This window comes from Alphaproteobacteria bacterium LSUCC0684, from assembly GCA_041228335.1.
Lineage (GTDB): Bacteria > Pseudomonadota > Alphaproteobacteria > Puniceispirillales > UBA1172.
Map to the genome: position 1 here is coordinate 467,826 of CP166130.1, position 22,607 is coordinate 490,432.

Genomic DNA, 22,607 nt, shown 5'->3' on the forward strand with positions numbered 1-22,607 from the left:
ACCTGATAATAAATTTTTCCCCACCTTGCTAAAAAATTAACCTATTGCAACGTCATGGGGTCTGTTTAAGTGCTTCACGACACCGTATTTTCATCATTAACCCCCTGGGCCATGGGTTGATATGTGTATGTGGAGGGTTCGTATGATGTTGGAATAGCGTGCTAATTATAGTGTTCTAATACAGGCGGGGGGGGGGTGCCGTCGATGAAAAAATTGTGTTTTGTTAACTATAAATTAAGGTTTTTTGTGTAGCATCCAAGGTAGTTGCCGCTGAGACGGCATGCTTTGATCGTGGTTCAGTGCATCTTTTTCAATGCTGGAGGCATGGCCGTTCTGGTGTCAGCGTTACGCACCATTATTCAGGACGAAGACCATGCCAAACGAGATGAACCACCCCACCCGCCTCTCCCCGTCCCGCCTGTTTCGGTCAGGATTGCCGGAAGCCTTTCGGCATCGGCCCCCGGTAGATGGGATGATATCGGTATTCGTGTGGACCGCAGGCGGGCTTGTGCTGGCGGCGTGTTCAGGCGGAACCCGTATTGTTGAGCGTAGCGATGATGGAACTGGTGGCGGTGCTGGCACTGTCGGGGCGACGGTTGAACGTGGGGTATTTGATGGCGCGGTGAGTGGCGCGCAGGTTTACGTCGATGTGAATGGCAATGGCGAGATTGATGCGGGTGAGCATGGCCCTTATGTGACGGGGGAAGATGGTTTTGCGGATATTCCGGCGGAGTATCAGGGGTATCCGATCATCGCGGTTGTGGATGGAGCGGTAGACGTTGAGACAGGCGCGGTGCTGACCGGGACGTTCCGGTCGCTGGCGCCGACGAGTTCTGATCAGGAACTGATCGCAACACCCCTGACGGATCTTCTGGCAAGTAGCGGCGACCCGGAAGAGTATCAAGGTATTCTGGATACGATTTTCGGTGCAGGCGAGGTGACGGTATCGGATGTGACGGATCCGGCACATTACACGCTGGTGCAGCCCGGGGAGAATCTGTCAAAGCCGACGAAGCCGGGTGCAGATGCTTCGGAGGATAGGCAGGCGGAGTATGAGGCGGATCTGGACGCGTATATCAGCCAGCAGATCACGCGGGCTTCGATTGCGCTGACGGAGTTAGAGGCGAACTCGAGTCTTGCGGGGGAGCAGAGTATCGCTACGGCGTCGGATAGGGCATCGGTGATTTCTGATGTGCTGGATAGTTCTGGCTCGAGTGAGCTGAAGGGGTTGCGGGATAAAGTTACGGCGCGGGAGGGTGAGGCCGCGCTGATTGCCGGGGGCAAGCCGCTGGCGTCAGGTGACATGTACGAGATTGATGAGGATACGGTCTTTCGCGTCAAGGATCACGTGATGGATCCGGAAAGCGGGGAAGTCAGCGCGGACAGGGTCGATGCCTTCTTCGGCTTCCTCGACCCGGGCGGGAATAGTAAGGACGCGGCAAGATCGGAACTTACGGCGATTCTCATTGATGTTGAAAATATTCCGAATTGGAGTGTGCAGATAGATGGTGAAGCTCTTTTGGCAGGTGTGCCCTCTGGGGCCAGTAACGCTCTAACGAGTGCGCTGGGGACTAACTATGCCTATGTCTCGTTCAATGATCTCAAAGATCTGGAGATCAAGCCTGCTGCTGATTACAACGGGGAGATCACGGTCAGTTTCAAGGTCTGGGATGGGGAGAGGGCCTCGGATGCGGCCACCATCACCATCGATGTTGCAGCGGTGGAGGACGCGGCCAGCAACATTGAATTGAGCGATACCGTTATTCCCGGTGATGGTGGTGTTATCGGCACGGTGACGGTTACAGACCCGGATGCAGGGGATAGTTACGCGGCAGGGAATATCACGGTATCCGATCAGACCAATTTTGCAGTTCAGGCTAATACCGGGACCGGGGCGCTTGAGCTACACTATATCGGCGCAACACCTGTTCAGCAATCAAGTTACACTATCACGCTGACGGCGACGGACCCGACCAACTCTGCGCTGTCTTTTAGCAAAGATGTGACGCTCACTTCAGGTGGCCAACTTTTCATTACCAGAACTGAGGCGGGCGGAGCCACAACATATGAAAGTGGTGCCGTCCTGCTGGATGAGAACGCCAATGGCAGTTCATCCAGGATCACGATCGGGGCGCTGAGTCATGAGGGTGGTAATACCGTTTTCATGCTTGCGAAGGACGCGAATGACAATTTCCCGGAGGACAACGGTGATTTCGTGATTGATGCAGGCACGCTCTATTACACGGGCAATCCTTCGGGGGATTTTGAGGCTGGAGATACGCTGACGGTGAGGATCACGTCGACGAATTCGAGCAACGGGAACGCGATCACGGAAGATTACGTGATCCGCCTTGCGGATGTGGATGATCTTCCGGTTTTTGGTGCTCCATCCTATGCGTTCACGCTTGCGGAGAATGCCAGCGGGCCGGTGGCGGTTGGCACGGTGAGTGCGACTGATGAGGATACCGGTGACAGCCCGCTCACCTATCGCTTTGATAACGGGACGCGGACTTCCGGGAATTTCCGGATTGATGCGAACACAGGTGAGATCACCTATACGGGCACAGGTGAGGATTTCGAAGGGTCAACCAAGAGCTATGATCTGACGGTGGAGGCGGTGCCAGCAACGTCAGGCAATGGCACCCGGACGGCGGCGGTTACGGTGAATGTGACGGATGTGGATGATCTTCCGGTTTTTGGTGCTCCATCCTATGCGTTCACGCTTGCGGAGAATGCCAGCGGGCCGGTGGTGGTCGGCACGGTGAGTGCGACTGATGAGGATGCCGGAGACAGCCCGCTCACCTATCGCTTTGATAACGGGACGCGGACTTCCGGGAATTTCCGGATTGATGCGAACACAGGTGAGATCACCTATACGGGCACAGGTGAGGATTTCGAAGGGTCAACCAAGAGCTATGATCTGACGGTGGAGGCGGTGCCAGCAACGTCAGGCAATGGCACCCGGACGGCGGCGGTTACGGTGAATGTGACGGATGTGGATGATCTTCCGGTTTTTGGTGCTCCATCCTATGCGTTCACGCTTGCGGAGAATGCCAGCGGGCCGGTGGTGGTTGGCACGGTGAGTGCGACTGATGAGGATGCCGGAGACAGCCCGCTCACCTATCGTTTTGATAACGGGACGCAGATTTCCGGGAATTTCCGGATTGATGCGAACACAGGTGAGATCACCTATACGGGCACAGGTGAGGATTTCGAAGGGTCAACCAAGAGCTATGATCTGACGGTGGAGGCGGTGCCAGCAACGTCAGGCAATAGCACCCAGGCGGCGGTTACGGTGAATGTGACCGATGTTGATGAAGCGCCGACGGGGATCAGCCTGAGTTCAAGCTCGGTTTCCCGCCTTGATACCGTGATTGGCACGGTGACGGTGACGGACCCGGATGCAGGGGATACCTACGCGGCGTCGAATATCACGCTGGACTTGGCGTCTCAAAACACGTTTGAGATTGTTGCGAATGGCAGTAATATCGAGCTCCGTTTCCAATCTGGCGCCACTCGGAGGCCGGGCGGTTCGGTTTATGAAGTATCGCTGACAGCGACGGACCCGGATAACAGTTCACTGACCCATGTTGAGACATTCTTCATCACGGAAGAAGGGAACATCTTTATTGAGAAGAATAGCGTCAAGATCTATTCCGGCGGGGTGGACGGGAATGGCGACGGTCTTCTTGAAGAGAACGCCGATGGCACCACCAAGGCGATTACTGTCGGGACGCTGGGGAATGATTTGGGGGCGACCGCGTATAGTCTTACCAGCAGCGCGACGAATACGGATAACGGGTTGTTCAGCCTCACCACGGGTGGAGTGCTGACCTTTACGGGGGAAGATTCAGGGGATTATGAGACGAACCCGATCAAGACCCTGAGCATAGATTTGACGGTGCCGGATGGCTCAGGGGGGCAGACGACGCAGACGGAAATCTACGTGATCCGTCTTGCGAATATTAACGACAATGCGCCGTTGATTGCGGTAGATGCTGCCAATCTGGTTCAGAATGCGGATCAGACGGAGGCGGATGTCTGGGAGCATTTCGTCCACAAGGAGCCGACGACGGTAACGTTAACGTGGACGGACCCGGTAACAAATACAGAGACGGGGACCGATGTCAAGATCGAGGAGTTCTTGAGCTATCAGATTGCGGGTTCGATCACGATGGGTCCGGATGGTACGCTGACCTTCACGGATGGTGTGTTTGAGATTTACCGGTTTGTGTCTGTTAACGATGAGTTTCCGGCAAGTGAAGACCTTTTCACGGGTCGGACGGGCACGGGAGTCGATCCGGATCTAATCAATGCCCCAAGCTATGTCCAACTGGATCTAATCGATAGCTATGTCAAGTCGGATCTAATCAATGGCCATGTTGTGGGGTATAGCGGTCTGACGCTGTCGGCGGATGATTACGATGCGAATGACATTTTCTATCTTTACCAGGATATCGAGGGGAACTGGAGCATAGCGGTAGCGTCGGCGGATATAGAGACGACGTATCACATGGGCACGCAGGACCCGTCGGATGATGTGACGGTGTATACGACATCGGAGGATATCACCGATTATGAGCTGATCCAGATCAACGCGGACAAGACCGGCTTTGAGCGTCTGAACGGCGGGGCGACGTCGTATAAGGTCACCAAGGAGGATGTGGATCAAGGGTTCTACGATGCGGATACCGTACCAGGGACCTACAACAATGAGCTTGGGACCTATGCGGTTGTAACTACATTGGCCGAGGGGACGGTGGCCCAGACGGATACGGATACGCTGGTGTATCAGGTTCAGGCGAGCGACGCGGATAATGACAGGATCAAGTATGAGCTGGTGAATGCTGACGGCAATGAGGAGATCGGGGGTCCGTTCCGTGTTGATGCGGCGACGGGGGCGATCTACCTGAAGCCGGTTGAGGTATCCGGGGAGTATGTCTCGGAGCTTGATTTCGAGGCGCATGCGTCGCACAGCATCGTGGTGCGAGCGGGCAAGCCGGTGATGGTTGAAGACCCGGATGATGCGACCCAGATGATCGAGGTGCTGGAGAACCCGGAACATATCAGCGTTGTCTTCCGGCTGATTGATGTGGATGAAGCGCCGACGGATATCAGCCTGAGCAATCTTTTGTTCTCCCAGGCAGGTGGCCGGATCGGGACGATCACGGTGACGGACCCGGATGCGGGAGATGGTCGGGGTGCTTTCTACGGGCTTTCTGATCTGCGCGTGACGCTGGCTGACGGTACGATTACATCGCTCTTCAGCATTGAGGAACTGGGCAACGGCGAGACGATATTGCGAATAGCCGAGAATTCTGCGGCCCAGCCTCCGGCGAGTTACAATATCAGGATTACGGCGACGGATCCGGATAACAGCTCGCTGACCATCAGCCAGGATTTCACGGTCACTGCGAGCGGCCTTAAGGTTGGCGGGAAAGGGACGGGGTATTCGGATATCACCTCTCTTTTCGTGGACGGGCTTCTTGCGGAGAATGCCGATGGCAGCGCGGTCTGGATCGATCTTGGTGCGCTGACCCATGACAATGGAAACACGGTCTTCTCGCTTGCAACGACGGCCCCGAGCAACGACAACCTGGAGTTTGAGATCTCTTCAGGCAATCTCTATTACAAGGGGAAGAATTCGGGGAATTACGAGGCAGGTGATACGCTGACGGTGCGGATCACGTCGACGGATGCGAGCAACGGGAACGAGATCACGGAGAATTACCTCATCTATCTTGCGAATGCGGATGATATACCGACGGCGATGACGCTTTCGGAAAGTGAGGCGACGCTGGCGGAAACCGCGGCGGCACAGAAGCTTGCGGATATCAGTTTCACGGATGAAGACACGGCGGGGGCGAACACGGCGACGGTGAGTGACACAACGCTGTTCGAGATCCGTGACGGTGCCACCGCGGGCATGAAGGAGTTGTGGCTTAAAGACGGGAACGTGCTGGACTTTGAGAGCGCCGCCAGCCATGTGGTGACGGTGACGGCGAGCGCCAACCCGGAGCTGACAGAGACCTTCACCCTGAATGTGACGGATGTGGATGAGCCGCCCGCCGATATCAGCCTGAGTTCAACCGCGGTGTCCAGCAGTGATACGGTGGTCGGCACGATCACGGTGACGGATCAGGATGCGGGGGATACCTACACGGCGGGGAATATCACGCTGGACGGGGCGTCTCAAAACACGTTTGAGGTTGTTGCGAATGGCAGTGATATCGAGCTCCGTTTCAAATCCGGCGCCACCCGGAAGTCGAACGGTGAGTTTTATGAGATTGAGCTGACGGCGACGGACCCGACCGACAACTCGCTGAGCCGTGTTGAGTCGTTCATCATCACTGAAGGTGTTGTCTTCATTGAGGAAAATGGCGTCAAAGTGTATTCGGGCGGGGTAGACGGGGATGGCATGGGCCTTTTGGATGAGAATGCCAATGGCAGCGGCTCGGCGATTACTATCGGCACGCTGGGGAGTGATGTGGGGGCGACCGCGTATAGTCTTACCAGCGGCGCGACGAATACGGATAACGGGTTGTTCAGCCTCACTACGGGTGGAGTGCTGACCTTTACGGGTGCGGATTCAGGAAATTTTGAGGCGAACCCATTTAGGACCTTAAGTATAGATCTGACGGTGCCGGATGGCTCGGGGGGGAGTACGACACAGACGGAAATCTACACTATCCGTCTTGCGGATGTTAATGAGGTGCCTGAGTTTGACAGCGCGGCGGTGCCGGTTGAGCGGCCGCGTCTTGATATCCATGGTCTTCGTTTTGAGGCCAAGGACCCGGATGACAAGTATTCAGGCTATATCGGCTTTTTTGAAACTTATGTGGGCGCCGCCTCCCCGAGTTTTATTGCCCATACGGTGATGATTGACGGCGATCCGGTCTTGCGGCTCAATATAGAAAGCCGGAGTCAGCCCTATACGCTTAATGAATTTCTCAACGGTAGTGGGCAATACGGGACCGACGCTAACTTTTTCTTCGGTCTGAAAGGTCCTGCGACGACGGCTGGCTACTCATATCATGATTACACCGAGCTGCAGAAGAGGTTCGATATCAGCCTTGCGCCGGGGTATGCTGGCACGGAAAAGGCAGGGTTCGGGGATGATGTTGTTTTCGAGAACGGGGAACTTGTGCCGATATTCCCGGTGCCGCTGACGTCCTCGCGTACCTCCTTCTTCAATCTTAAAGGCAGTGTCTACAAGGTTGTCTCGCCCCATCATGTGCTGGGCACGGTGCGGGAAGATGATGGAAATCCGGCCACCACGGATAACCGGCTTGCACTGGCCGAGACGATGTTCAGCATCACCGATCCCGATGCGGGTGATGCGTCAGCCGACGGTGTCACCTTCCTTGTGAAGGGGGCGGTGAAAGGGCATGTCGAGGTGGGGGGTGCGGTGGCCACGTCCTTCTCGATGCAGGATCTGCGCGCGGGCCTGGTGGAGTTTGTCCACGATGACAGCGAGGCCAGCATCATCCATGAGAGTATCAACACGGGCAATCCCGCCCCGACCTACCTGACGCTGAGTGTTGTTGACAGGAACGGTCTGGAGAGCGCGCCGCGGGAGTTTTTCTTTGAGGTGACGTCGTTCAACGATGCGCCGGTGATGGCCCTCAAGGAGGTGGATACGCCGGAGCGCAACGTGGTGGTGATCCACGGGCTCAGTTTCACGGTCAGCTCGTTTGATGGGTTTGAGCTCATTGTCTCCAACCATGCCACCTTCACTGGTAACTTACAGTACGAAAAGGAGGTCTTCAGCCAAAAATATCGGCTCAACTATTCCGGGAAGGATTCCGCGGTGACCTGGCAGGCGATAGTGGATGTCATCAACGCGAGTTCGGCTTTCAAGGCCTATGCCACGGATGTTCGTGTCACCGAAGGGTATGATCCGGATGCGGTGGTGGGTCATGTCCTTGATCCGGTTAGTGACAAGGACGGGCCTGATGGCAAGATCCTCACCTATACGGGCGGCGGTGACCTGGTGGAACGTGTCACCCTGCCGGGGGTGCGGGGCGACATTGTCACCATCCACGGGCTTGAGTTCATCGCCATATCCGGGGAAAGCCTGATTGGCTGGACGTTTGAGTTCAAGCCCGCCGACGGGGCGGATGTCGGTTTCATCGAGGTGTTTGATGCGTCGAAGCGCGAGGTGGTTATCCGGAGCCGGGAGGGGGCTGATCCGGACGGGAATGCCGATTTTGCGCAGCTCATCGCTGATCTTGCGGCGGCGCCCGATGCCGGCAGTCTGCCGACGGGGGTGGTTCCGCTCACGGTCAATACCAATCATGAACTGTTCAACGCGATGTTTGATCTCCGGGCGGCGGAAACGTCGGTGGATACGGTCTGGCGTCAAGGGGATTACCTCAATATCACGGGCGGCGAGAACCTCCACGGCAAGGTGGGGGGCAAATTCGGTGCCTGGGGAGGGCAGGACGTGGCGGAGGGGGGCACGGCGGTGCTGCATCCGGCGCATTTCCATACCGAAGACTACGATACGAATAACGAGGTCTACACCCTGACGCAGCTCCCATCCCATGGCGTGCTCGAGCTGAGGGCCGGCAGCGGCAACACCGCTGTCTGGAATGCGCTTGCGGTGGGGGACACGTTCACGCAAACAGATATCTGGGGAGAATTGGCAAACAGCGCGGGCGCGCGGGATGGCAGGCTGCGCTATCGGCAGACCGATGTGGCGACGAATTCAGGTGAGATCAGGCAGGATGTGTTCCGGTTTACCATCTCCGATGGCAATACGTCCGGGGTCGAAGGCGGGTTCTATCTTCATATCACGCCGGTTGATGACGCCGCCGAAATCCGCCGTGACGCCGCCAAGGATACGGCGGGCTACAACTTTACCACGGCGATCGGCGAAAGCGATGGCACGGTTGTCACCGATGCGATCCATATCATTGATATCGATCGTGAGGATGCGGGCAACACCCTGGTGATCGAGATCGAGATCGATGGTAAGGTGTGGACAAGCGCGGAAGATGGCACGCCGACCGAGATTGAGGGGAAATGGGGCACGCTGACCCTTGTGTCGAACAATGTGGCGGGGATTTACGGCTGGTCCTATGAGGTTGACGACGCGAAGGTGAATTCGCTCAATGTCGGGGATACGCAAGAAGAGACGTTCAAGATCAAGATCAAGGATGTATCCGACAGCACCCCGGAGAATCCGGTCGTCTCAAACGAGGGGAATGTCACCATCACCATCAACGGGGATGATGACGCCCCGGTGCTGGTTGAGTTTCAGGACAAGTCCCGGACGATCCACAACCTTGTCTTTGATGTTGTCTCGGAAGATGATTTCACGCTTGAGTTCAGCAATCACGGGACATATTCGAAAGCCATCGATGTCTTCGATCAGGCAAACAACAGGATACTGTATTATGAGAATGACAATGCGTTCACCTGGCAGAAACTGGTGGACGAGCTCAATGCGGATGCGGATTTCGCCAAACTCGGGGCAAATGCGCGCCTGACTCCGGGGACGGATGCGAGCGCGAAGGTAGGCAGTGTTTTTGATCCGCCGGATACCTCTCCCACTTCCTATGCCGTACCCGGCGCCAGTACATCAGGCGCAAGCCGTGAAAATCTGGTGACTCTTTCGGGCACGCGGCTCTCTTACAATGATACCGGTGACCAGATCACGTTCAGCGGGGTGGGAGATGCGCATTCGGGGAGTTATCGCGGGATTCTTGATTTCATTTCCGATGGCGAGACGGCGAATTCTGCCGGCAGTTATGATTACGGCGGCAGTTGGAGCAATGGCGACGGGGATGAGATCAGGATTGACCTCAACCAGATGGCGTTTGCCGATGAGCTGGTGATCTGGGTCAAGGATTCGGCGACGGCGGCCGATCTGTCGCGTATCAACGGCGCCAAGATCCAGCTTTTCATCGATGGCCGGTCGGTCACCGACAAGATCGATCTTCCTGACCGGGATCAGGCGGCCACCGGTTCCAGCGATGCGGCGACGCGTTCGGCGCACCGGATCGACCTTGGCGAGATGAGCCATGGCGGCAAGAAGCTTTCGGAGTTGCAGTTCGACCAGCTGGTGCTGACCCTGCCGCCGAAGGCGAGTTCGGCGGATGCTTCTGTTCCAAACCATATTCTTGAGATCGAGCTCATGGGTGAGGTGGCACCGCCGCAGCTTTATTTCGATGCGCGGAACAATATCGCGCCGCTGGCGACGATCACCACGGATATTACGGCCTATGCCGGCTATACCGGGGCGGATGATACCGGTTTCGAGAAGGTGGAATCGAGCGATGCGAATTTCGCGGCGGCGATCAGCAGCCAGCTGGTGGCGATCACCGATGGCAACATTTCCGAGTCCACTTCCCGGGATGCGGGTCTTTATCCCTATTCCGGTTCTCCTGATTTCGTGTTTCATCCATTGGAGGCGGATGGCAAGAAGATCACCTTCGAGTTTGATGAGACCTACACGCAAGGCGGGTTCATCTTCCATAACCGGACGGCTGCATCGGAGGAGACCCTTGAGCGGATTAATGGCTCGAAGGTGATTTTCTACAAGGATGACACGAAGATCGAGGAGCTGGAGCTTGATTCGAAGGACGGGACGGTGAAGGCGATCAGCGTTGCGCTCACCGACCAGACGGCGGAATTCAACAAGGTCGAGCTTGTCTTTGCCGGTGATAACCAGCATTTCCGGGAGATCGAGATACTGGGTGAGAGCACGTCCACCTTCAAGGGATATGTTTATGAGAATGATCTTGCGGCGGTGGATACGGGCATTATCTTCGAGCTGGTTGATCCCGATGGCCGCTCCGGCAGCAATGAGTTCAGTTTTGATTTCAACCCCTATGGTGATCTGTTTGAGATCAGGAAAGACGATGGCGCGGAGATTTACCGGCTCTTCAAGCGTGAGGGCGTTGCGCTGGATTACGAGCGGAGCGGCGGGCAGCTGACCTTCGAGGTTTCGGTGCGGGACGGGGATGCGTTCCCGACGCCGGTTGAGGTGACGGTGAATGTGCTTGATCGCAACGATCCGCCGACCTTCAGCGGTCTTTTCAGTGGCCTTCCGCGGGAGACGAATATCATCTCCCTTAACCTTGACGTGGGGAGTCAGACCGCTGGAGCCCAGCGGGAGGGCACTTTCCTGTCGTATAATGTGCAGCATGACGGCTCCACCTACGGCAAGTTCCATGGCGTCCAGCCCGTGGATGATGACTGGGCAGCAATCAATACCCTGCCTGCGGGTGATCGCCCGGTACTTCAGGTGCTCCACGGCTTCAGTCATCAGAATTATTACGGGTTCAAGTACACGGGCGAGAGGATGAACGCGCATCTTGGGGAGTATGTGTTCAACGGTGCCTCGCTTGAGAAGGATCGTGTCTATATCTGGAGAGATTTCGTGGATATCCATGTCAAGGCGCCTGATGAATATATCGGCCGTGCTGGCCGGGCAGCTAACCTGCCCAAGTATCACCGGGATGGAGATGTCCTCTTCGCCCATGAGTTCAAACTGGTGGACGGGCACGGCCTGGAAAGCGAGGAGACGTTCTGGCTCGCCTATGCTCCCCGGCCGGACTACGAGGATTTTGACAGAAATACGGACCCCGTGAATGACGCGGCCAGCGTCATCTCGGGTGAGATGACGAATGTGCTGACGAACGGGTTTTCCAGTATCACGGAGAATGATTACAATGACGGCAATTTCTCCCTTGATTTCGATGGCGATGGCATCCGTGATGAGTTCTATACGATCCCCGGGAGCAAGCAGATCGACGAGCGGCACTTCTTTTCGGGGACGGGGCGTGATGACAGCGCCGTCGGCGGGATGATCGAGACCCGCTACGGGTATCTGGCCCTTGAGCGGGGCGGGGAGTTCCGCTACCAGGCGAAGGAAGGTATCCGGGACGGGGTGACGGTGACCGAGACGGTGTATTATTTCAACGGGTTGCAAAACCGCGACAATCGTCCGGAGTTCAACATCACGGTGACGGGCAGCGCCCATGGCAACGACGCGCCGGTGATTTCCGAAGGCCAGACAAAGGCATTTGCTGTGATCAGGAACGAGAACAATAACAATGAAGGGCTGCTGATCACCTCCCGCCATGGCGGTGATGAGCATAACGATCTGACGCTGACCCTGTTCAATGCCTCAAACGGCTTCAGCGGTGCGTATTTTATCAACAATTATGAGGGGGATGTGCCGCGTCTCTATCTCCAGATCAATAAGGGCAGCGGCGGCAAGACCTATGATGAGCTGATTGTCTTCCTGCATGGCGATGCGGACGGGAACAAACAGGGGGAGACAGGTGGGGGCTTCTTTACATATGATGTCAGCCCGTTTGAGGAGAATTTCGTCGCCACGCTGGAGCCTGGCGCCAATGGAACTCACAAGCCGACATACATTCGGGATTATTCCTTCGGTGGCGGCGGGACCGATGGCGATGGCACGGTGGTGGCGCTGGTGGGGCAGACAAGCGGGAGCGTGAAGACAACCCGCACCCTGATCACCACGGTGACGATCACCGATGACGTGGTGTCGCTTTCGAGCGATGAGCAGGCGCAGCAATCAAGCGCGGGCACAACGGGTCTTCATCTCAGCGACGGCCGGTTTGAGATCAAGCATACGGGCGAGCTTTCTGACAGTTACGATATCTTCCTCAAGGCAGGTCAGACGATCACCGAGGCTGAGGGATCGCAGATCACCCTGACGCTGACGGCGCAGGACAGCGAAGGTGCTGTCTCAAGCCGGGATTACAAGATCCATATCGGGGACAGTCTGGAAACCCCGGCCATCGGCGGGGGCGGGAATGCCAATCCCGTGGGGGATTCGGGTTCGACGGACCTCGGTACGTTCGCCCCGGGTGCTTTGGTCACCTTCTCCACCGGGATCAGCGGCTTCACCGCCGGACTTGAGGTGAAGCACAGGGACCTGGGCGGTGAGTACATCCGGGTTGAGACTGGTCCATCGGTGTTTATCAAGGGTCTTTACGGGACATTCGCCATCAGTTCCGTTGGGTCCTGGGCCTATGAGCTCGACAAGGATGGAGACGGGTTCAAGGGGCTGTGGAAGAATGACGAGGATGTCCTCGAGGTGCGGAGCTACCTTGTGGAATTCCCGGCAGTTACCAGTGACCCCCTTGAGCTTACGGTGCCGGTTCACGCAAATGAAGACCCGCCGGTGCTGACACTCTCGCAGACCTCCGGGGTGGTGCGGGAGAATGTTACGGATGCGGTCGAGGTCGGGATCAGCGTCAATATTCAGGATGAGGTCAACGATCCTGACCTCACGTCCGACCCGGAGCAGGGAAGCCCTGTTGATGTGACCATCGTCTTCAGGAATGCCGACGACACGGTGAATGATGATTTCGGTCTCAAAAGAGAGGGCGATGGCCGGGTCTTCGGGAGCAATGATGTTGTTTTCCGTGCCCATCAAGGTAATGTCTTCGGCCTTTTCGAGGACAATTTCGAGATCGTCAAACTGGCGGACAGGTCGTTCGATTATGAGACGGCCGCAAGCCTTGATCTGAAGCTTGAGGTGGTGTCGAGTACGGCCCAGGGCCAGATATCCGGGGCTCCCAGCAAAAAGGTCTCCCAGAATTTCACCATCACGGTGGAAGATGAGGAGGTTGAGCTTACCGGGAACAGCGCCCCGACGGCGATCCTGCTCGATCATGCCACCCTCGGGGCCCGGGATGTTCCATCGAACGGGGCGCTCATCGGCACGCTGTCGGCGATCGATGACGGATTCGGGGGAGATGCGATGTCTTTCGAGGTCGTGCGCCTTGATCCGGTGAACGAATTCCCGGACCGGCATTTCTTTGAGGTCCGCAACGGCAACGAGCTCTGGGCGCGGGGCAGTCTTGACCTGAAAGACCCGGGCGAGACCTACAATTTCAAGATCACGGCAACAGATCAGGGCGGGCTGAGCCTGACCCGGGAGGTGGAAATCACGCAAACCACGAGTGTCTTTGTCGCAACGCCGATGGAGGTGTTCCATCTTGCAACGCCGGAGCCGATCAGCCTCACCTTCGATCCGGATTTCGGCAATCCCGGCCGGAATGTGCTCGAGCTCACGGGGCGTCCGGGGATTGGAATCCCTGACCCGGGCAAGACGGAAGTCCATAACATCCAGATCACCATGAAACTCGATGCCAGTGCCAGCGATTCCATGGTTTTCAGGGACTATAGCTCGTCCAACGAGAACATGGCGTTTTACCCGGCCACCCCGGGCCGGGCGCTCGAGGTGCGGATGGGCCGCGAGATCACCTTCCCTGAAGGTGTCCTGCCCATCACCCGCACGATTGAAAGCAAGGCCGGCACCCCGGGGGTGGATGCGGTTTTCTCCATCTATCTTGACACGACCGGGATCGAGCATGTGCTCTATGTCGACCTGCCGGCATCCGGCCGGGTGGACCGCCGCCAGATCCAGGATGCGATCATCGCACATATGGATGACAGTGCCTTGAATATTGATGAGGCCGACAAGGTGATTGTCAATGTCAATGGCGGCGGTGCCGCCACAACATGGGGCAACCGGGCGAACTGGATCCGCAGCAACAACGGCGAGGTGAAGGCGAGCTATTCCGCCAGCACCGGCTTCACGGTCACCGCGGACAAGGCCGCAACCATGGAGGATATCGTTGCCGCGCTTGAGAAAGTGATCGCCGAAGAGGCCCTTGATTTTGAGATCAGGCTGGTGGCGAGCGACGGCTCCGCCGTCCTCGGGGCGCTGGATACGACAGTGATCCGCGTCCAGGGCACGCCGGCGGGCGGCCGGGACCACGCCGGGGGGCAGGGCAATCCTCTGGAGGCGCGTGAGAACTCCCCGCATCTTGATACGAGCATCAGCCCCCTGATCCCCTTTGTCGAGGGTGAGGTGGTGGAGATCATCAATGATGATGTGCGCTATTTCTCCGGCTCGGATGAGCTGCTGATCCCCGAAGGCCCCAACCCGGATGCGGATAAGCTGCTCGGGCAGTATGTCGGGCAGCTCCGCGATCTGGACGGCTCAAATTTCTTCATGCTGGTGAATAATGACCCGGTGAAGGGGAACAACGCCGATTTCACCATCTCGAGGTCGGGGAACAACATCAACCGCCTTGCCTTTACCGGCGAGAATACGGGGGATTTCGAGGCAGGCGATACGCTTGACATCACCGTTTTAGGAACCTCGGCGGCGAGTCCGACCGCGGCGGTGACGGGGTTCACCGGCCGGGTTGTCAGCATTGACGGCTCCGAGGCGGTGGACCCGGGGCAGACCAATACCAGCCATGTCTATTACACTGGCGGCAATGTCGATATTTCAACAGGCTCGGTGGTACTGGAACAATTTAACGGCGATATCTATCTTCATGGCAGGTCAGGGAAGATAACCTTCCATCACGAGGAAATCACCTCCGCGTCGGCTGGCGATATCATCCGTTTTCAGGATGAAGGTCATACGCAGAACGGCCTCCCTCGATGGAGACTGAAGACATCAGGCACCCCGACGGGGACCGAAGGGGTGGATTACGTCATCATCGGGGAGGTGGTATCAGAGGGAGGCTCGCTCAAGGTCGTTGACAACACCAAGGCGGTGAGCAATCACGACTTCACCCAGATCACGGCCCCGCGCGACGAATGGATCATCCAGGATTACAGTTTCAATCTTGCAAATGTGGACGATATCGCGCCGGAATTCACCCCTCTGCCAGGCGGGATTGACGGCACAACAGGCGCAAGCTGGATCGAATTCGGCCTCACCACCGTCTCCCCCTTCTTCCCCCCGGTTTATGCTTCCACCGGCAACAGCGGCCGGTTCGACCATACCGGCGGGGAGGTGACCATCAGCGGCACGAGCGCCACCGTCACGGGCGGGGTGATCTACGCCGCCGGCAAGGACCGGATCACCTTCGATGGCACGGCCCTGACCGTGGCAGATGGAGGGCAGATCGTTGTTGCCCTTGATGCGAACGGTAAGTACGTTGCCATGGCCTTCGACGAAAGCAGGGAAACCATTGACGGGACAAACTACAACAATCTGGAGTTTTTCCCTAGCGAGCTCTTCATCCTTGGCGATGTCAGCGACGATGGCAACGGTACCCTCGTTTTTAAAAGCGCCGGCAGCGACGGCCGGATCAGCCAGATCAGCGCCAGCCAGAGCGCAGGCGAAGGCGAGACCGGCAGTGTCCTCTTTACCCTGACGGCGACGGACGGGGACAATGTTGCCGGGCAGGCGCCTACGGATATCGTTCGCTACAGCCTTGATCCGGAGGCGGGCGACAACAGGCACTTCATGGTGGACGCGGCGACAGGCGAGGTGCGTTTTGCCGATGGTGCGTTTGCAAATCTTCCCGAAGAGCAGAACCTGCTCGTGCAGGTGACGGCGAGTTCGGAAAGTTCACTGCCTGATGGCGGGGGGAGCGTCCCCGGCGGGGGGAGCGTCCCCGGCGGGGCCGGGTCAACCACGGAGGTGGTTGAGGTGGTATACACCTCGCTCCTGGCCATGGATGAGTTGCCACGGCAGCATACGCTCTTTGTGCACGGGCTTCAGTTCACCGTTACCGAAGGGGAAGGGGTGGATGTGCAGCAGTACCAGCATCAACTGGATTTCGGCACGGACGGGCCGTATGAGGTGGATTTCGGGTTGTTCACGGGCTCGGGGAACAATTTCGGGATCTATGTCCAGCAAGCCGAAAAGACGCTGGCTATTAGCGGATTCAACAGTTCACGCGGGCTCGGCGCGATAGAATTTGCCTCCCCGCAGAAGATCATCACGGCCCTCGGGACAACCCACACCGTCAATAGCGGCGGTCAGGAAGTTGCACTTACCAGTTTCGGTGATCTTCGTGATATCACTGGCCTCAAGCTTGAGGCGCTTGACCGCCAGACCTATCGTGAAGATGAAAAACTGGCCCGGGATGTTATCGGCTCGGGCAAGAGGTTTGACGGGGAGCATGTCTTCAGCCGCTCCGGTGCGAATGAGATTGTCGTCTTTGAGGAAATCGGCGCAGGCCAGGTGCTCACCACCTTCTTGGCCAGCACGAAACGGACCGGGCCGGACGGCACCACGCTTCTGCCCCTGACCTGGAGCCTCAGCGGCGATGATGCGGGTGATTTCAGCATCAATGCCGCCACCGGGGCGCTGACACTTACCGGCAATCCCGACGCGGAGACCAAGGCGAGCTATGCCATCACGGTCGAGGTGAGCGACGGCGTGTCGACAACAAGCCGTGATGTGACGGTACGGGTTCTGGCCTTCAACGATGAGGTGCCGGTGATCACCCAAGGCCCGGCCCTGCAATCCGGGGTCGTGAAGACAGGCTCGGCGGCGGCGGCAGATACCGATACCGGCCTTGAGATTCTGGTGACCGACGGCGATGGAACCGACAATGCCTTTGTCGGGATTGTATCGGACAGCCGGTTCTATCTTGAGGAAACATCGCCGGGGGTTATGCGGCTCGGGGTCAAGAAGGACGCTACAGTTGCGGAATCCGAGGTGACGGGTGGAAGGCTCAGCGTCGATGTCAAGGTGCATGACGGGCTTCAGTTCAGCAATGAGATCAGCGTCGATGTGCGGTTCCAGATCGGGGATGCGCCGGCGATCTCGGGTGTCGGTCAGCCATCGGGAACACTCACCGAAAATGCGGGGCTCAACATAGCCAGCCAGACCATCCACGGCATCACCTTCGATGTGGTGGCGGCAGGTGATTTTGCCCTCGAGTTTGCTCCCCAGACCGGGGGTATCGCCTCGATCAACAGCGAGAAAGCCAATGATGGCGGCCTGGTGATCTGGTACAACAGTTCCGGTAACACCAACAACGACCAGAACAGGAAAGCCACCTGGCAGGACATTGTCAATCTGCTGAATGATGACAGCCGGGCGCAGAAATATGTTGATAATGTCGAGGTGGCCTCAGGTACCACGGCAACGGATGTCATCGAAGGTACGCTGGCCGGGACGGATACCGTCTCGGGCCTGACAAATCTTCAGGCATCGATACGTCTCACCGGCACGGTGGCGGCGACGGATACCGAGGATGATGCGACAAACACGCCCCTCACCTATGCGGCGGCACTGAAACCCGGCTCGAAAGACTATGGTAATCTGACGATTGACAGCAACGGCAACTGGACCTTCTTTCTTGATGATACGAAGCCTGATTTCTTCGATCTTGATGACAATGAGCAGGGCACGAGCACCTGGCTCATTCAGGTGACCGACAGTTCGGGCAACATCACCACCGAAGATCTTGTCATCACCATTGACGGGAAAACGGACCACGCGCCCCAGATTACCTCAAGCGGTATCGGCACCGATACCGCCGGGAACACGAATGCCGCTCTTTACGAATACGCCAACCGGACCCCTAACCCTGTCCGGGGCACGATCAAGACGTCAGATGTCCACGGGCTCGGGTTCACTATCGTTTCCGATGACAGTTTTGAGATCCAGGTGGTCTACACGCCCTCCCTTGACGAGGTCAGCACTGAAGCCCTGTCCGGCGGGAACGGGTTCAAGATCAGTTATGGCGATAAGCTCGGTCAGTTCGATGCCCTTTGGGAAGAGCTGGTTAATGCGATCAAGAGCGCGATTACCTTGAACAATGCGATTTCCGGGCAGAATGCCTATATAGACAATCTGACACATGTCGGCACCGGTGACCTTGGAGAGGATTTCGTCACGGTTGATCCTCTTGCGCCGGCCAATGATGCGGCGGGCACGACCTGGTATCTGCCCGGCCGTGTCAATGCCAAGGGCAAGCTTGAGATAACAGATGCCGATACGAGGATTTCCGATCTTGTCATCACCGCCGCCCTCAAGGATGACGATGGTGATTCGGCAACGGTGACGCCGGAATACGGCACTTTCACCATCGATGCGAGCGGCAACTGGAATTTCGCCCTCGATCTCCGCTCAAGCGCCCTCCATGATCTCGATACAGGCGAGACGGCCACCACCACTTATACGGTGACGGTGACCGATGCCCAGGTCGAGGATCCGGTCACGCAGGATCTGGCCTTCACCATCCATGGTTATACCAATGAGGCGCCGGAAATCTCCCGTGTCCACCGGGCCGGGATCGGCTCGCATATTCTCCACGGGCTCACCTTTGATGTGCTCTCGGAGACGGATTTCAATCTCGAGTTCTGGTGGACATTAAGCGCTACCAGACCCATCTTCGCGCTCGTCCGGCCAGCCATTGGTTATCAGGGAGATCTTTCCGACTCCACGGCCGACACCTGGCAGGAAATGGTGGATTTCATCAGGAATGTAAGTTCCACTAATTTGAGGCACGCTGGCCAGGCGGTCTTCCAGGACAATATTGCCAATGTCCGTGTGTCCGATGGATATGATCCGAACTCGCTTATCGGCGGCACGCTCGATCCGGCTCCCGACAGCACCCCTCGCACCCACCAGGTGCCGGGGATCGACACGACCATCCCGGTGCAGGAAGATCGCGTCCATTCAACTTTCGCCGTCGGAGTCAACTTTGATGCCTGGGGCCAGGTCATTGCCAGCGATGCCGAGGATGACGCGCTCGGCACGGCGCTCACCTACAGTGCCGCCCTCAAGGATGACGATGGTGATCAGGCAACGGTGACGCCGGAATACGGCACCTTCACCATCGATGCCAGCGGCAACTGGAATTTTGCCCTTGATGATGGCAACGCGGCGGTGAACGGGCTTAACAACGGCGACACGCTTGCCACCACCTACACGGTGACGGTGACGGACCAGTCCGGCCGCACCGACAGCAGGGATATCGACATCACGATTGAAGGCCGCACCGACGGCGCGCCTGCTTTCCGGGATATCGGCCAGCAGGTCTCAATCTCGGGGCTGACCTTCGAGGTGATAACCCGGGAGGATTTCACCATCGTCTTTATAGACGGCCGACCCGCCGGGAAGCTTGTCGATATCACGGAGGATGCCGCCACCCGCACCATAACGGTCACCTACTGGGGTGATACCACCACAAACGGGCTCAACAACCGTGACTGGGCGAGTTGGCAGGATATGGTGGATGCGCTCAATTCCAGCGCCATTGCCACAAAATATTTCACCAATGCGCAGGTGAACGAAACCGCACGGTTTCTGGATTTTATCGACAACCGGCTTGACGGACTAAGACTTCCTGATGGCTCAGTTAGCAATCTCATAACAGAAGTCCCGGGGCGGCCTGCGATTGGCAATGATACGACGGAGGCGATTTCCGGCACGATCCGCGCCGAGGATTTTACCTCCAATGGTATTACCCCCACGTTCACGGCGGAATCCACGCCTGTCTCCGGGGCAAACTATGGCACGTTCTCCATCACGGCCAACGGCAACTGGACCTTCACCGTCGATACCGCGCATACCGATGTTGCAAATCTCGCCGTCGGAGATACCCTCGAGACGGGTTACAGGGTCACGGTCTCGGATGGGGCTCTTACCACAACCGAAGTGCTCAACATTGAGATTGAGGGCAACACGGCGCCGATGATCGAAGGAAATGTGCTGCCGCTCTCGATCCGTGATGTGCTCTTCATCTATCCCGAAAAGGATGTCGATGTCACGTTTGAAGTCGCCAACAGATCAGGCGCTAATTCTGAAACGGGGCCGGTCACAATAACGAAAGAGACAGATGCGCAGGGCGCTTCGCGTGTCAAGCTGCTCCACTCTGTTCGCGGCGCTGAGGATACCTGGGACGCCGTGCTGAATGCGCTCAATACCGATGCGGTTGCAGGGGAATTCATCAAGGCGGCATCGCTTAATCCCTCCCCGCCAAATGACGATATCTACCTTGATACGGACCGCGACGATCCTGGGTATTACAACTACAACTTAGGCGATATTGATCTTGAGCTGTTCACCAATTATGCCCCGTTCCTGACCGCGAGTAACCCCGTTCCCGCCCATAGCGAGAGCTATACCCTGAAAGGCAAGAACACCACGCCAACGGTGAAGGAAGACACCATCTCCGAGATCCGCGGGCGGGTCTTTGCCAATGATGCCGAAAACCATGCCATCACCTGGTCGGCGGCGCTCAAATCCGGGGCGTCCTATGGTACGTTCGATATCTCCTCCTCCGGTGAATGGATCTTTACCCTTGATAACAGCGTGGCGGCGGTGCAGGCGCTCAATGACGGCCAGTCACTTACCACCACCTATACCGTCACGGCAGAGGACGTCCTGAAGAGCAACTCCATCCCCCATGATATCACCATCACCATCGAGGGACGGAGTGAGGAAGCCCCGACCGTCGGCACTTTTGAGGAGGATTTTGTCCTTCACGGGCTGACCTTTGATCTCGTCAAGCCTACCCAAACCTCCCTGATCGTCAGGCAGGGGACAGGCTCTGATCCTGTCTTGATCGAATTTGACGATGACACAGGGCTCACCATTTTGGCCAGTGTCCAGGGTACAGAGCGTACGCTGCAGCAACTCACGAATTACCTCAACAATGACGCCCTTGCATCAAAATATATCACCAATGTCCGGGTGACCGCTGGCTTTGATGCCGACGCCGACCAGGGCACGCAGTTCAGGTTCCGGCCCGTGGTTGATCCGGACACCGGCTACACCCATCCCGAGCGGATCAACCTTGAGGCAGGATCACGGGTGACGATCGTTGCCGGGGATACCAGTATCATGAGGGGCAAAGTGCCGGGGATTGACCCCGATGGCGATGATGACGCGCTCACCTATTCGTTCTCCCTCAAATCAGGTGAGACAAGCTACGGCCTCCTGAACATGGATCCGGATGGCACCTATAGATTCGTGCTTGATAACGAGAATTCGGCGGTGCAAGGCCTCACCGCAGGAAATAATCTCACCACCACCTATGAGGTCACGATCAATGATGGCGAGTTGAGCAGTGTCATCGATATGACCATCACCATTGAGGGGAATACCGCGCCGATCATCACTTCGGAGGCACCGGATACGATCGAGGAAAAAACTTCCGGGGTACGTGCCTATATGCCGGCAATTACCGATCCCAATTCGTTCGAAAAACACACGCTGTCGCTTTCCGGTACCGATGCCGCCTCCTTTGAGATCGGCGAAAGAAACACAATCCGGCTGAAAGCAGATGATAACCGTGTGACACCCACCAAGGGATATTATGAATTCACCGTGACAGCCACTGACGTGGGCGGGGCAACAAGTGCGGGCCAGAATGTGTATCTCGGTGTCTACAGCAATCTTAAAGCACCCAATGTGGGCACCGATACAACAGAGACGACAGAAGATGATCTCTACGACAGTGGCGCCGGTGCTGATGACATGTTGGGTCGAGGCAGTATAGTTGACCGGTTCCTCGTTGAAACCGGCACCAATGAACGTGCCGCCGACAAGGTCATTTCCTTTACCGCAGGTGAAGACAAGATCGTTATTGATGTGGCGGATACGGTGGATACAACCAAGATTACATCGACCAACTTCACCGATAATACCGGGCTCAAATATGAGTCGAATACACGGGATACCAACGATGGAATGTTCCATGATACCCACATCATCTGGGTCGACCCGAACAACGCCAATAATACGGAACTGGTCATGATTATTGACCAGACGATGGATAATACCGGGGCCTATGAGTTTGACTTTACCAATTTCGAGTTCATATAGATCAGGGCAGCACGCC

The 22,607-nt window shown here is 57.1% G+C and carries 1 protein-coding gene; it reads left to right on the top strand.

Annotation, left to right across the window (positions count from 1 at the left end; genetic code table 11):
• Positions 1-373: 373 nt before the first annotated feature.
• Entirely contained in the window at positions 374-22,591 is a 22,218-nt protein-coding gene (locus AB8880_02285) for a VCBS domain-containing protein (protein XDZ66243.1), read from the top strand.
• The last annotated feature ends 16 nt before the right edge of the window (positions 22,592-22,607 follow it).